This is a genomic window from Nostoc sp. (assembly GCF_036916975.1).
Taxonomy (GTDB): Bacteria; Cyanobacteriota; Cyanobacteriia; order Cyanobacteriales; family Nostocaceae; genus Nostoc.
In genome coordinates, this window is the sequence record NZ_JBALFF010000068.1 from 24,504 (window position 1) to 38,054 (window position 13,551).

9 protein-coding genes are annotated in these 13,551 nt (G+C 41.8%); 3 read left to right on the plus strand and 6 right to left on the minus strand.

What is annotated here, in order from left to right; genetic code table 11:
- Positions 1-456: 456 nt before the first annotated feature.
- Positions 457-1,800: a glutathione-disulfide reductase gene (gene gorA / locus V7K73_RS16535; RefSeq protein ID WP_334881686.1), complete on the plus strand. Its 1,344-nt coding sequence runs from the start codon at positions 457-459 to the stop codon at positions 1,798-1,800.
- 400 nt (positions 1,801-2,200) lie between these two features.
- On the opposite strand, the gene V7K73_RS16540 is transcribed toward gorA, so the two are convergent.
- Positions 2,201-4,561 carry a serine/threonine-protein kinase gene (locus V7K73_RS16540; RefSeq protein ID WP_334881687.1) on the minus strand — a complete coding sequence of 787 codons (2,361 nt, stop codon included), beginning with the start codon at positions 4,559-4,561 and terminating at the stop codon, positions 2,201-2,203.
- A gap of 736 nt (positions 4,562-5,297) precedes the next feature.
- Between V7K73_RS16540 and V7K73_RS16545 the strand changes: the two genes are divergently transcribed.
- Together V7K73_RS16545 and V7K73_RS16550 are read left to right on the plus strand one after the other, a co-directional pair.
- Positions 5,298-5,819 (plus strand): LabA-like NYN domain-containing protein, encoded by a 522-nt coding sequence (locus V7K73_RS16545; protein ID WP_041565194.1) that lies wholly within the window; start codon positions 5,298-5,300, stop codon positions 5,817-5,819.
- A gap of 95 nt (positions 5,820-5,914) precedes the next feature.
- Entirely contained in the window at positions 5,915-7,519 is a 1,605-nt protein-coding gene (locus V7K73_RS16550; RefSeq protein WP_334881688.1) for a 2-isopropylmalate synthase, read from the plus strand.
- Positions 7,520-7,948: 429 nt separating this feature from the next.
- Here V7K73_RS16550 and V7K73_RS16555 read toward each other — a convergent pair whose 3' ends face one another.
- From V7K73_RS16555 to V7K73_RS16575, 5 genes are all read right to left on the minus strand, one after another.
- Positions 7,949-8,281, minus strand: coding sequence for a low molecular weight protein tyrosine phosphatase family protein (locus tag V7K73_RS16555; RefSeq protein ID WP_334881689.1), 333 nt, complete (start codon positions 8,279-8,281; stop codon positions 7,949-7,951).
- A gap of 3 nt (positions 8,282-8,284) precedes the next feature.
- Positions 8,285-9,148 carry a hypothetical protein gene (locus tag V7K73_RS16560; RefSeq protein WP_334881690.1) on the minus strand — a complete coding sequence of 288 codons (864 nt, stop codon included), beginning with the start codon at positions 9,146-9,148 and terminating at the stop codon, positions 8,285-8,287.
- Between the two features lie 95 nt (positions 9,149-9,243).
- On the minus strand, positions 9,244-9,702 hold the full coding sequence (locus V7K73_RS16565; RefSeq protein ID WP_334881691.1) for an aspartyl protease family protein: 459 nt from the start codon (positions 9,700-9,702) through the stop codon (positions 9,244-9,246).
- A gap of 106 nt (positions 9,703-9,808) precedes the next feature.
- Positions 9,809-12,601, minus strand: a complete 2,793-nt coding sequence (gene secA / locus V7K73_RS16570) for a preprotein translocase subunit SecA (RefSeq protein ID WP_334881692.1) — start codon at positions 12,599-12,601, stop codon at positions 9,809-9,811.
- Between the two features lie 354 nt (positions 12,602-12,955).
- Entirely contained in the window at positions 12,956-13,543 is a 588-nt protein-coding gene (locus V7K73_RS16575; protein ID WP_334881693.1) for a cytochrome C, read from the minus strand.
- Positions 13,544-13,551 lie beyond the last annotated feature (8 nt).

Here is a 13,551-nt window from a genome sequence, read left to right on the forward strand (position 1 = left end):
GTAATTCGTAGCTACTAACTCAATTATCAACTTTCTTCCTCCCAACCCTCATTTTGTAACCCATTCACGCGATTAAATTCACTCCTCTTGTGGGTAACTAAGATTAAATTGAGATTGTAACTGAAGATTAAGCTGTTATTTATATGCTTTGGCTCAAAAGTGCGATGTCTACGACGGGCTACGCCTACGCAAACATCTACCTCTTGTAGAATATACAAAATGCTTCTTTGGCAACATAATGTAATATAAATTAGCAATAATCGAGCGATGCCTATGGCGGGCTATTCGGCGTCGCTGTTCCTTTTGGATGTAATTGCTATTAATGCGGCAATGTGCTAGATATCAGCCTGGTTTCATCCCCAATTGTCCACCCAAAGACAGTAGATTAAGTTTTGTGTAAATCATTATAAGGTATGAAATAGCTCTGTCCAAAAAGTGAAAAAGGAACAGATTTTTATGACATTTGATTACGATTTGTTTGTCATTGGTGCTGGGCCTGGGGGATTGGCAGCAGCTAAAAAAGCAGCTAGTTACGGTGTACGTGTCGCTGTTGCTGAACAAGAATCCGTCGGTGGGACTTGTGTAAATCGCGGTTGCGTTCCGAAAAAACTGATTGTCTACGCAGCCGACTTTGCCCTGCAAAATAAAATAGCGCACAGTTATGGGTGGAGTGACTGTCAAACATACTTTGACTGGACATTATTTATGAAGTCAGTACATCAGCATATTGACACAATTAACCAGTCTTATTTTCAGCAATTGCAAAAAGCTGGAATTGAACTAATTTCTCAACATGTCACTCTCATCGATACCCATACTATCAATATTGATGGACGCAAAGTTACAGCCGACAAAATTTTAATTGCTGTGGGAGGGCAACCCCTCAAGCCCAACATTCCAGGTATAGAATACGCTATCACATCCCGCGAGATGTTTCAGCTACCCTATCTGCCGAAACGTTTAGCAATTATTGGCGGCGGCTACATTGGCGTAGAATTTTCTAGCATGATGCACGCTTTCGGCTGCGAAGTGACGGTGATTGAAAGAGACGGAATGATTTTATCGGGGTTTGATGATGACATTCGCTCTGCTGTACAACAGGGTTTAATTAAACGCAAAATTAAGTTTTTCACCAACAGCACTGTTAGTGAAATCAAATTCTCAGAAGAAGGTTTCTTGTTGACTATTTCTGGTGAGAGCCAAGAAATAATTACAGCAGATACCATCTTAGTTGCCACAGGTTACATTCCAAATACCAAGAATCTTGGTTTAGAAAATGCCCATGTTGAACTTGGCGAAGATGGTGCAATTAAAGTAGATGAATACAGCCGCACTAGCCAAGAAAACATTTTTGCTGTGGGTGATTGCACCAGCCGTGTGCAATTGACTCCAGTGGCTAAGGCAGAAGGTATTGCCTTTGCGGATACAGTTTTTGGGAATAAGGCGCAAAAACTAAATTATGATTATGTCCCCACTGCTGTTTTTTGCCGTCCAGAAGCGGCTAGTGTGGGGATGACAGAGGCGAAAGCACGGGAAAAATTTGGTGATGTCCAATGCTACCGCACCCAGTTTCAACCACTGTTGTATCGGCTAATCGAACAGGATGAGCCAACTACTATAAAGTTAGTGTTAAATGGTGATTCTGGGCAAGTTTTGGGCGCTCACATGGTGGGTGAACATGCAGCAAATATCATTCAAAGTCTGGGTGTGGCAATTCGCAAGGGCATTACTAAGGAAGACTTGGATGAAACTATAGGCATTCATCCCACCACAGGAGAAGAGTTTTTGTCGTTAAATTAAAATTATAAGTAACTGGGCGCAAATAATCATCACTAGCTCGTAGTTGCGCTTTAGCGCTAAAGCACAACTACGAGCCAAATACAGAGATTTTACTTTTCGTTACATAGTTTGGTTTTATCTTGCCTACCTACTTATGCAGAACTGAGTGACCTTTATAGGCAATTGTTGCTCAAAGCTTGGGAGAATATTGTGGAATTACCCCTGCCATAAGGGTTTCAGAGCAAATAAATTTATTTATGGGGTTCTCCCCCTTTTCCTCTTCATTGACATCATGTCAGCTTGATTACTTAACCCAAATCACCTCAAAGAGCCAAAGCTACGCTTTGTCTCCCCTCCCCTTAGTAAGGGGAGGGGTTGGGGGTGAGGTTCTTTGATTATGGGTAATTTGGCGGACATGATATCAAGTAGTTTCTGAGGATGGTTTTGAGCTAGATTGTGTGGCAGCGCCTAAGTCATCTAAAGTATTCATTAATGAGTCATTCTGTAGCATGGGGTATCTGGTTTGGAAACTTACAATATCGTCAAAAACTTCCAGATCCTCAAGAGCCTCTGATGCAGATTGATATCGCTGTTTGAAGTCTTCCAGCACCATTTTACTGAGAATCTTAGCGAGGGAGTGGCTTACCTGGGTGCATAGTTTACCGCCGTAGGCATCGCTCCACCTTATCTCTCCATCAGCATCTCTAGGTAGCTCACGGGGTGGCATACCAGTTAAGGCTTTAATCCCAACCATGCCGACTGCATAGATATCACTACTGTAGTGGGGACGCCCAAAACATTGCTCGCTTGGTGCGTAACCCTGAGTACCAATACCAATGGTGAAGGGATTTTGCTCTTGATGATCTAGCTGTTTTGTACTAACTTCTTTGACGGCTCCAAAGTCAATCAAAATCAGTTTACCATCTGAATGTCGGCGGATGATATTGCTGGGCTTAATATCCCGGTGAATCACATTGTTTTTATGGACAAATGTTAATGTTTGCAATAAATCCCTGACAATTGCGATCGCTGCAATTTCATCAATTGCTCTACCTGCTGGCAATTCTTGATTTAAAGGATGACCAATGATCTGTTCTTGTACTAAATAAAATTCTTCATCTTCTTCAAAATACGCTAAAAGTTGCGGAATTTGAGGGTGCGTTCCCAATTTTTCGAGTGTTTCCGCCTCTGAGTGAAATAAACGTCTAGCAAGTTGCAGGGCTTCTGGTTTGGTGTTGGCTGGTTTTAGTTGTTTGACAACACATCGCGGATTCCCAGGACGTTGGGTATCTTCGGCAATGTAGGTTTCGCTGAATCCACCGGAACCGAGAACTTTGACGATTCTGTAGCGTCTAGCCAGGACTTTTCCTGATAAGGCTAAATCTCGTTGCTGGATTAGGTCTTGCAAATCATCTTGTTGGCTGATAATCTCTTGGACAACGGCGGAAGTTTTATACTTCTGAAAAATGTCTACTAATTGGCGTTTTTTGATACTTTCTCTGATTAATGAGGTTGCCAGATAGGAAAATCCAATCATAGCGATCGCAATCATTGGTACTGTAGTGGGAAAAACTAACTGACTATGGACAAATAACCCATAACTAATTCCTACCCAAGTACCAGACAGGGCGAGGCTATAGAGAAATTTATTGATAGTATGCTTGCGTCTACTAATTATCAAAGCTGCACTGGCAACTATAATTAGCACAAACAAACCCCGCAACGCTGGACTTTTAATTGCTGGGGCGATCGCTTTACCTTGCATCAAAGTTGCGATCGCGTTGGCGTGAATTTCCACGCCCGACATGGGTTTAGCGCTGTTGCTAGCAGCGACTGGATAATAATCATTGTTTAACTTATCTGTTGAACCAATCAGCACTATCTTGTCTTTGAAGACCTTTCCTTGCTGTAAATAGGTATTCCAGTTTTCCGGATCGAGTACATGCCAAAACGGGATTTGCTCAAATGTACCCGCAGAACCCCAAAAATGAATGCGATCGCCCTTTGGTCGGGGATAATTTACTTGTGCTGCCCTCAATGCTGCTTCATCAAAAGAGGGTAGCTTTTCAATCAAATTATCTTCACCTAACAACTTAGAAAACTCACTCGCCAATCGATGAACTTTACCATCTACCTCTAGGGGGAAATTAACTGAGCCAATGGACACAGAACCTGTACGAAACATCTCTTGTGGGTCAATCAGTTGCATAAAAGACCCCTGGCGCATCTGGGAATTTTCGTAGACGGCTGCTAAGGTAACTTTGGTGCCATATTTTTGCAATACTGCCTGGAGTTGGCGATCGTCAGTAGCTCCATAACTGCTTGGCGTGTCAAAAACGACATCTACCGCTACAGAACGGGCACCTGCTTTGATTAACTTTGTGATTACCTGGGAGTATGCAGCCCGTTTAAAAGGATAAGATTTCAGTGTTTCTAAGTAGGCATACTGTTTCGGATTTGTTTTATAGTACTGTTCGGGAACTGATATTGACTGATCGTCTATTGCTAAAATTACGATGTCTTCTGGAGGTAAAATCGACCCACGCACTTGAAAAAAAGCAGAAAGCGCCTTATTTTCGATCAATTGAACCAATTCTCCACCAGAAGCACTCAACAATGCTGCACCCATTACCCAACCGCCAGCGAGCAGATGACCTAACAAAACCATCCACCTAGACTGACGAGCCGATGCTGTTGAAGTTACCTTTGTCGGTTTACCTGAGTGTCTATTGGCAGCAGAGACATAGTTTTTAGTTAAGGTAGATGTAGGTTCTTCTGCCATATCGTGTTACTGATTGATTTAAGTCCAACACTTTTATTTATTCAGACCACGTTTTAGTACAAGCACATTCAAATAAGACTTAAATGATAATCTTATACATTTGTAAAGTATCTTCTATTCATCAACAAACTTTTATTGACAAAGGTAGCCCCCAACAGATTCCTACTCAGGTACTGCCTAAATTATTATCCTGTTGAGTGAGTTACAACTAATGATTGTCTCACAGATTATAGCCGGATATACTTCGTCTCTGTAGTTGGTTGCGGTGATATTTTACCTTAACCTAACCAACAACTATCCTCTTAACTGGGGTTTTACCAGAAGCTGTCCCAACCTTGTCTTCTGTGTTTGGCGCAATATTGGTACTCCCCACAAAGCGTATCCTTATACTGAAAGCTAAACCTATAGATAGGCATCAACTTATATCCTACCCTAAGCCTATGCTATACCTCTTTAGGAGTAAAATTTAGTGTTATACAGTTATAAATGCTGTTACTAGTTCAATTTTATTGGTAGATTTTGAGCGCAGGGTGGCTCTTGCAGTGCCGGAGGTGAATAAGGTTTAGCACCCAGGATCTCAACTCCAATGTTGCAGGCGTTTTTATGCCTTGAAAGAGGTAGGATAAAAGCTACAGATGAAGAGTTAGTTTATAGATATTAGCAAACAAGGCATTTGAAAATTGCTATAATCTATTGTTCCATCTAAATTCATATATATTATTAGGTGTAAATTTGTATGGGTTCTCCAATGAATCGTCTGTCTATTTTTGTAGACGGAAACAATATGTTCTATGCTCAACAAAAAAATGGTTGGTTTTTTGACCCGCGGCGAGTTTTAGAATACTTCAAACATGAGCAATCAGAGACAACATTAATTAATGCATTCTGGTACACTGGCTTAAAAGACCCACAAGATCAGCGAGGTTTTAGAGATGCTCTAATTAGTCTAGGATATACTGTTAGAACTAAAATTCTGAAAGAATATTATGATGATACCTCTGGTCGTTACTCGCAAAAAGCGAATTTAGATATTGAAATTGTTGTAGATATGTTTAATACAGTAGATCAGTATGACCGAGTAGTATTATTCAGTGGCGATGGAGATTTTGAAAGAGCAATCGAATTATTACGCTCAAAAAATACACATATTACAGTAGTATCGACAGAAGGAATGATCGCTAGAGAACTCCGAAATGCTACTGACAGATATATAGATTTAAATGATATCAGAGATCAAATAGAAAAAACAGAAGGTTAGTATTCTTAGCAATTATTTACAAAGGTAAGAGTAAAAGAAAAACTAAGGTTGAAGATATATTGAGCCACAAGTAAACACTAAACAACAAAGGGCAAATGATAAACAAAACAGACCGAATCATCATTTTTGATACTACATTGCGAGATGGAGAGCAGTGTCCAGGAGCAACTCTGAATATAGACGAGAAGCTAGTTATAGCCAAGCAACTGGCGCGTCTGGGTGTGGATATAATTGAGGCAGGCTTTGCCTTTGCCAGTCCCGGAGATTTTGAAGCAGTCAGCAAGATTGCCAAAATTGTGGGGACAGAAAATGGCCCGGTAATTTGCAGTTTGGCAAGAGCAATTAAAGCAGATATTGAAGCAGCGGCATCCGCATTAAAACCGGCAGTTAATGCCAGAATTCACACATTTATTTCGACTTCTGATATCCATTTAGAATATCAGTTGCGGAAGTCACGGGCAGAAGTGCTAGCGATCGCTGAAGAAATGGTAGCTTATGCCAAGTCCTTCATGACAGATGTAGAATTTTCGCCGATGGATGCGGCTCGTTCCGATCCAGAATTTCTTTACCAAGTTTTAGAGAGAGCGATCGCAGCTGGTGCAACAACAGTTAACATTCCCGATACTGTCGGTTATACCACCCCTAGCGAGTTTGGCGCAATCATTAAGGGGATTATCGAAAATGTCCCCAACATCGACCAAGCGATTATTTCCGTTCACGGTCATAATGATTTAGGCTTGGCAGTTGCTAACTTCTTAGAAGCGGTGAAAAATGGCGCCCGCCAACTAGAATGTACGATTAATGGCATTGGCGAACGCGCCGGAAATGCCTCACTAGAAGAATTGGTGATGGCGTTGCATGTGCGGCGACAATATTTTAATCCCTTTTTGGGAAGACCAGAAGAATCTCAAGAATCTTTAACAAATATCGACACTCGGCAAATTTACAAAACCTCACGCTTAGTTTCTAATTTGACGGGGATGTTAGTACAACCAAATAAAGCGATCGTCGGGGCGAATGCTTTTGCTCATGAGTCTGGGATTCACCAAGATGGTGTGCTAAAAAATAAGCTCACCTACGAAATTATGGATGCCCAATTGATTGGTTTAACAGACAATCAAATAGTATTGGGCAAACATTCAGGTAGAAATGCTTTTCGTACCCGATTGAAAGAATTGGGCTTTGAACTGTCAGATACTGAGTTAAATAAAGCCTTCGTCAGATTTAAAGAAGTAGCCGATAAAAAGAAAGATATTTCTGATTGGGATTTGGAAGCGATCGTTAACGATGAAATCCAACAAGCACCCGATTTGTTCCGAGTCGAATTGGTGCAAGTTTCCTGTGGTAGCAACGCCCGCCCCACTGCTACAGTTACCTTGCGTACCCCAGACGGTGAAGAATTAACCGATGCTGCGATCGGTACTGGGCCAGTGGATGCAGTTTACAAGGCTATCAACCGTGTGGTGAATGTACCCAATGAGTTGATTGAGTTTTCTGTGCAGTCAGTAACAGCCGGTATTGATGCTATTGGAGAAGTGACGATTCGTTTACGTTATGAATCTAAAGTGTTTTCTGGTCATGCAGCGAACACAGATATCATCGTGGCATCCGCGCAAGCTTATGTAAATGCGCTCAATAGGCTGTATTCGGCGTTGCAAAGGCAAGAAAAGCCAGAGGAAGTATCTGCACAGAAAGTCTGAGATCGTATCTGTCAAACTGCCCATAATACAAGCACCGCACCTTGTTTTTAACATCAGCTAAAAAACTCCTTCCCGACTTTGGCTACGGTATATACACAGGTTATCCGATTACCCAAAAGTCCTCCAAAACCTCAAAGAGTCCTATCGGACATCCCTCTCCAAAGTATCGGAGAGGGACAGGTTTTGCATAGCAGAACCAGGGTGAGGTATCTCAGGAGCTGCGCGATAAATCTTAAATAGCCCCACTAAAGACTTGTGTGGACACCGTAGCCGATTTTGGTGAGGAGTTAGGTGTGATACCAATTTCTTCCTGATAACTGCACAAAATCAGGCTTGGCCAGACTTGGGACTTAAGCAAATTGTTCGGGAGCAACCTTAATTCTTAATTATCGTAATCTACTGCGGCAGCATTAAAAGCTTCCTGAATATTCATTTTTTAATTTTTAATATGGGTAGCACTTTATGTTTTAACAATTTAATTAAATCTGGTTCCATGTATTTATATTCATCTGGTATATCTAAACATATAATTTTTTTATCTTTAAGAAAGGGCTGAAAATTTTTCGATAGCTTATTTTTATGTGACTTCTCCATCACAAAGATAATATCAGCCCAGATAATAGCTTCGGTTGAAACTGGTACTTGGGCATAGCGATCCAAACCTGCCGAGTCTGTTTCAAGTCCTTCATATTCAGAAAACACAGCCTCGGCGGTGGGACTTCGCAATTTATTCTGACTACAGATAAATAAGAGATTTTTCATTAATTAATATGTAATATTTACTATTTCTCTTATTAGTTTCATGAATTCTGTCCTCCCGTGATTATCTGAGGTCTTTCTAATCCTATAAAGTGTTTGTCCAGCCAATGCCAAAATCTTATCCTTATAACTATCTCTTAGTTTTTGTTCAGGCGAATCATGATAAGAGCTATCTAACTCAAAGAATTTAATTGGTTTATAGCTTTCATGTTGATCAAATACAACACAATCTACAATTCCTCTAAAAAAGAAGCTCCTCTCTTCTTGGGACAAATTACTCTTAATTTTGTTAAAGTTAATTAAACAACTTAATGCAACATTAGGATAAACTACAAACATTTGAAAGTTTTCCCTAACAGCCATGAAAAATTCCATTTCTTGATGAGATTTAAAAAGGCTGGTAGTATATTTTACATTAGCTATATTTTTATTTTCTGTTACCTTTATTTGATCACTTTGAGAATGTTCTACAACTTTGGGTAATGATTCCTGGTGCAGCCTAATTACTTCAGCACATATTTCCTGTTTCGGATAAAATTTAGCATAATTATATGCTTCAAGGAGTAAACCTTTATTTCTATATATATTGACCAATTCAACAACGACTGTAATAGCTCTATCTTCTGTTAAACTATAAATTTTACCTTTATGAAGTAAAAATAGATTTTCTAATACAGTTTCAATATTATCCTTTGCAATTCCTTTATCTAATTCTCCAAAAAACTCATTTTCAAAAGTATTTACTGCTCTTTTAACTAATTCATCTGAAGAAGCAAATTTAGAATACTTATAAACAAGATCCAATAACTCAGCCCATTGTTTACGGAATGTCAGCTGATAGATTTGCTCATAATCAATGTTTTCTGCCATATCATCTACTCTTAACAGAGGCATAACTTAATTATCCGTCATAACACATACCTGAAAAACTGAGTACCTGCTTTCAGCATAAAACATACGATCGCTTACAATACACTCAGATAAGTTTGCTCAGAATTCATCGGCAAAACCCGCAACTTTCGATTTTTAAGGTCTGGTTCTAACCCTAAAACTTCCATTGGCGTTACACCCAAAAGGGCATAAGGTACTTCTGTGAGTTCCAGACAATCGAAGGTTCCTTGACGTTCTCCAATACTAAGTTCAACATCTCGGAAAATTCGCCCCTGCTGCACTCCAGCAGCAGTTTCTACTTGCGCTTCTCCACCTTGGACTAAACCTAGTTGACTAATAACGCTAGCAGGTAAACATAGCAAAGTTGCGCCCGTGTCAACTAAAACATTATCCAAAATACAAGAGCGAACTTCCCCCGAAGAAATAAAGCCTCGTTGAGCCAAAACTTGATCAATTCGATTCGTGACAGTGAGGCTAACTATTACTTGCCCCATTTGCTTACCTTGAAGATTTGGCAGTACCAGCTTACCCATTTCAGCAAACTCCTGAAAACAAAATATTTTTGAGAGATGCCTTAAAATACAAAGACGCAAAAGCACTTTCTGCGCCTCTGCGTCTCTGCATGAGATATGGCACTACTTACACCATCTCTGACTCAGCTTGCATCATTTGCTGAGGCTGCGGCTGGAACATGAACAACGAGTACACCACATCTCGGCGGATGTTAACCATCATATCTAAGAAGAGTTCGTAACCCTCGCTCTTATACTCAATTAGCGGGTCTTTTTGCCCATAACCACGTAATCCTACCGATTCGCGTAAGGCATCCATTTGTTGCAGGTGTTCCCGCCACAGAGTATCAATGCGTTGCAAGATAAAGAACCGTTCAGCTTGGCGCATAAGTCCGGGTTGAACTTGGTCAATTTGCGCTTCTTTGAGGTCGTAAGCAATTCGCACCTGTTCGTGCAGAAAGGCTTTAATCTCGCTGACTGTCATATCTTCTAATTGATTCGGCTGCAAATCCTCTAGTAGATAGACGAATTCTTTAACTTTCTCAACCAGCTTTTCTAACTCCCACTCTTCCGAGGGCAAGTCTACGTTGATATAGTAGTCAACGATGTCATCCATCGTTTTTTCGGCGTACTTGATTACCTGTTCTTTCAAATCTTGACCTTCTAACACCCGGCGACGTTCAGCATAAATAGCACGACGTTGATTGTTCATCACTTCGTCATACTCAAATACCTGCTTACGAATGTCGTAGTAGTAGGTTTCAACTTTTTTCTGTGCGCCTTCCAAACTGCGAGTAAGCATCCCAGATTCGATGGGCATATCTTCTTCGACTTGGAAGGCATTCATTAACCCAGCAACGCGATCGCCTCCAAAAATCCGCAGTAGGTTATCCTCTAAACTGAGGAAAAATCTTGTGGTTCCAGGGTCGCCTTGTCTTCCTGCACGTCCGCGCAACTGGTTATCAATCCGCCGCGATTCGTGGCGTTCTGTACCAATTACGTGTAAACCACCGATTCCCACAACTTCATCATGTTCGCGGGTAGTAAATTGTTCGTATTCCTGCTTAACGCGGTTGTAAGCTTCGCGCAATTTCTGAATTACAGGGTCATCGATGGGAGCTTTTTCTGCGGCTACAGCTACCTTGTCTTCTGCTTCCAGTTCCGATAAACTGCGATCGCCATATTCACGCACCGCAATTTCTACTGCATCTTTGAGTAGTTTTTCTGTTTCTTTTGTCAATTGGGTGGGGAAAATTTCTGGTGAAGCCCGCCAAGTTTTGACTTTTTTACCAGGGACAAAGCCTTGACCACCACCGTGTCCTGTGGGTAATCCGGCTGGTCTTTGCACGCCAAAGCTATCTTCATCTTCTGGCATGACAATTCGGGGCATGAAGTATTCCCGCAGCTTCAGACGTGCCATGTATTCGGAGTTTCCACCCAGAATGATGTCTGTACCTCTACCAGCCATGTTAGTAGCAATGGTCACAGCACCTTTTCGTCCAGCTTGGGCGACGATTTCCGCCTCACGCTCGACGTTCTCGGGACGGGCGTTGAGTAATTCGTGGGGAATCGTCAACTCCTTCAATAGTCGGCTGAGATATTCGGACTTTTCTACACTAGTGGTTCCTACTAATACAGGTCTGCCGAGTTCGTGCATTTCGGCACATTCTTTAGCGATCGCACCCCACTTGCCTGGTTCTGTCTTAAAGACCATATCAGACAAATCTTGGCGTCTGCGATCGCGGTTGGTAGGAATTACCGCAACTTCCAATTTGTAAATTTTTTCAAATTCCGGTTCTTCCGTTTTTGCCGTTCCGGTCATTCCACCCAGTTTTGGATACAGCAAGAACAGATTTTGATAAGTAATTGTCGCTAGAGTTTGAGTTTCTGGCTGAATTTCTACGTGTTCTTTGGCTTCAATGGCCTGGTGTAATCCATCACTCCAACGCCGTCCGGGTAGCACCCGACCGGTAAATTCATCCACAATTACCACTTCGCCATTACGGACGATGTAATTTACGTCCTTGAGAAAAAGTTCTTTGGCTTTAATCGCATTGAAAACGAAGTGCGCCCAAGGATCTTCCGGGTCAAATAAATCTGTGACTCCCAAAAGATTTTCGGATTCCGCAAATCCTTCATCAGTCAAAAGCACGTTACGAGCTTTTTCATCCACATCATAATGCTCGTCTTTTTGGAGTGTGAATGCGATTTCAGCTGCTTGCAGATACTTTTCTGTAGGTCTTTCCACCTGCCCAGAAATAATTAGCGGTGTCCGCGCCTCATCAATTAAAATCGAGTCTACCTCGTCAATCACGCAATAATTAAACGGGCGTTGCACCACATCTGCCATTGATGTCGCCATGTTATCCCGCAGGTAGTCAAACCCTACCTCGCTGTTGGTGACATAGGTAATATCACAATCATAGTTTTTCTGGCGTTCATTGGGAGTCATGGTTGACTGGATTAGCCCCACACTCAGCCCCAAGAACCGATGCACCTGTCCCATCCATTCAGCATCCCGACGAGCTAGGTAATCGTTCACAGTGACGACGTGTACACCTTTACCAGTAAGACCATTTAAATAACTCGGTAAGGTTGCTACAAGCGTTTTACCCTCACCAGTTTTCATTTCGGCAATTTGCCCTACATGCAAAATCATACCGCCAAGGAGTTGAACATCAAAGTGCCGCAAGCCTAAGACTCGCCGTCCTGCTTCCCGGACAACAGCGTAAGCTTCGGCCAATAAGTCATCCAGAGTTTCGCCTTTGGCAAACCGTTGTTTAAATTCGACGGTTTTACCTTTTAACCCCTCATCGGAAAGAGCCTTAATTTCTTCCTCTAGAAGGTTAATTTCAGTAACAGAAGGTTGGTATTTTTTAAGCTTACGAGCGTTGGGGTCGCCCAACAAAAGTTTTAGCATGGCAGATTATAGAACTGAATCAAGGGGGATGGGAATTAAAGGTTTGGCATTGATTATAAACATTTAACCCAACCCAACCTTCTTGGTTGTGGATGGGTGTCAAATGAGAATTAACTCAAAAACAGGAGAAAAACGAGGCAATCAGTTTACTAAATGATTGGTTTTAACTCTTATCTGATTATTTAGTCTTTCTTCATAGTATCATTTTGCCCTCAGATGGGGCCAGAGAAGGAGCGGGGGAATAGAGTTATGAGTTATGAGTTATGAGTTATGAGTTATGAATTATGAGTTATGAGTTATGAATTTTTCAACTCTTTACTCCTGTACAGACGCGATTAATCGCGTCTGTACTCATCACTGCCATTCTGCTGTCAGGCGGCGAAAATTGTAATCACTAGCGCCTTGATGACAGCTAACACAGCTGCCAAGCTGGACGGGACGTGGTAATTTAACTCCTGGATGTAAAGCTTTGAAATAACGTGAGTCATTAAGGCGATATGGTGTTTCTTCGTCGTCTCGCTGGATACGGGAGAAAGTCGAAAGATATTTCCACACCAAGATGCGTGGCGGATCGACTAAAGGCTTTAGTTGTGCGCCGTAGTGCTGCGAGTCTTGCAGGAGATTTTTCCAAGTTTGGGTGGGTAAAACGGCTGGCGGTAAGGCGATGTGGCATGTGGAGCAGTTTTCCAGATACAGTTCTTGTCCTAATTGATACTGTGCAGGTACTACGTCAACAGTGCCAATTTCGGCGGTGGGAGTAGCACTTTGGGCATTAGTTGCCAAAGCTAGAAGCCAACCCATAGCTAGGCTCCAGGTTACAATTACCAGAAGTAAACCGAAAAATTGGCGTTTGAATTGGCGTTCGGCGCTTTGCTGTAGCGATTGGCGTTGGCGTAGCCCGCCGTAGGCATCGCGGATTTTGCGCTTAACAAAAATTGACATTCCTCACA

Coding starts and splice junctions, on each gene's coding strand:
- gorA (WP_334881686.1), top strand. CDS start 457: ATGACATTTGATTACGATTTGTTTGTCATTGGTGCTGGGCCTGGGGGA.
- V7K73_RS16540 (WP_334881687.1), bottom strand. CDS start 4,561: ATGGCAGAAGAACCTACATCTACCTTAACTAAAAACTATGTCTCTGCT.
- V7K73_RS16545 (WP_041565194.1), top strand. CDS start 5,298: ATGGGTTCTCCAATGAATCGTCTGTCTATTTTTGTAGACGGAAACAAT.
- V7K73_RS16550 (WP_334881688.1), top strand. CDS start 5,915: ATGATAAACAAAACAGACCGAATCATCATTTTTGATACTACATTGCGA.
- V7K73_RS16555 (WP_334881689.1), bottom strand. CDS start 8,281: ATGAAAAATCTCTTATTTATCTGTAGTCAGAATAAATTGCGAAGTCCC.
- V7K73_RS16560 (WP_334881690.1), bottom strand. CDS start 9,148: ATGGCAGAAAACATTGATTATGAGCAAATCTATCAGCTGACATTCCGT.
- V7K73_RS16565 (WP_334881691.1), bottom strand. CDS start 9,702: ATGGGTAAGCTGGTACTGCCAAATCTTCAAGGTAAGCAAATGGGGCAA.
- secA (WP_334881692.1), bottom strand. CDS start 12,601: ATGCTAAAACTTTTGTTGGGCGACCCCAACGCTCGTAAGCTTAAAAAA.
- V7K73_RS16575 (WP_334881693.1), bottom strand. CDS start 13,543: ATGTCAATTTTTGTTAAGCGCAAAATCCGCGATGCCTACGGCGGGCTA.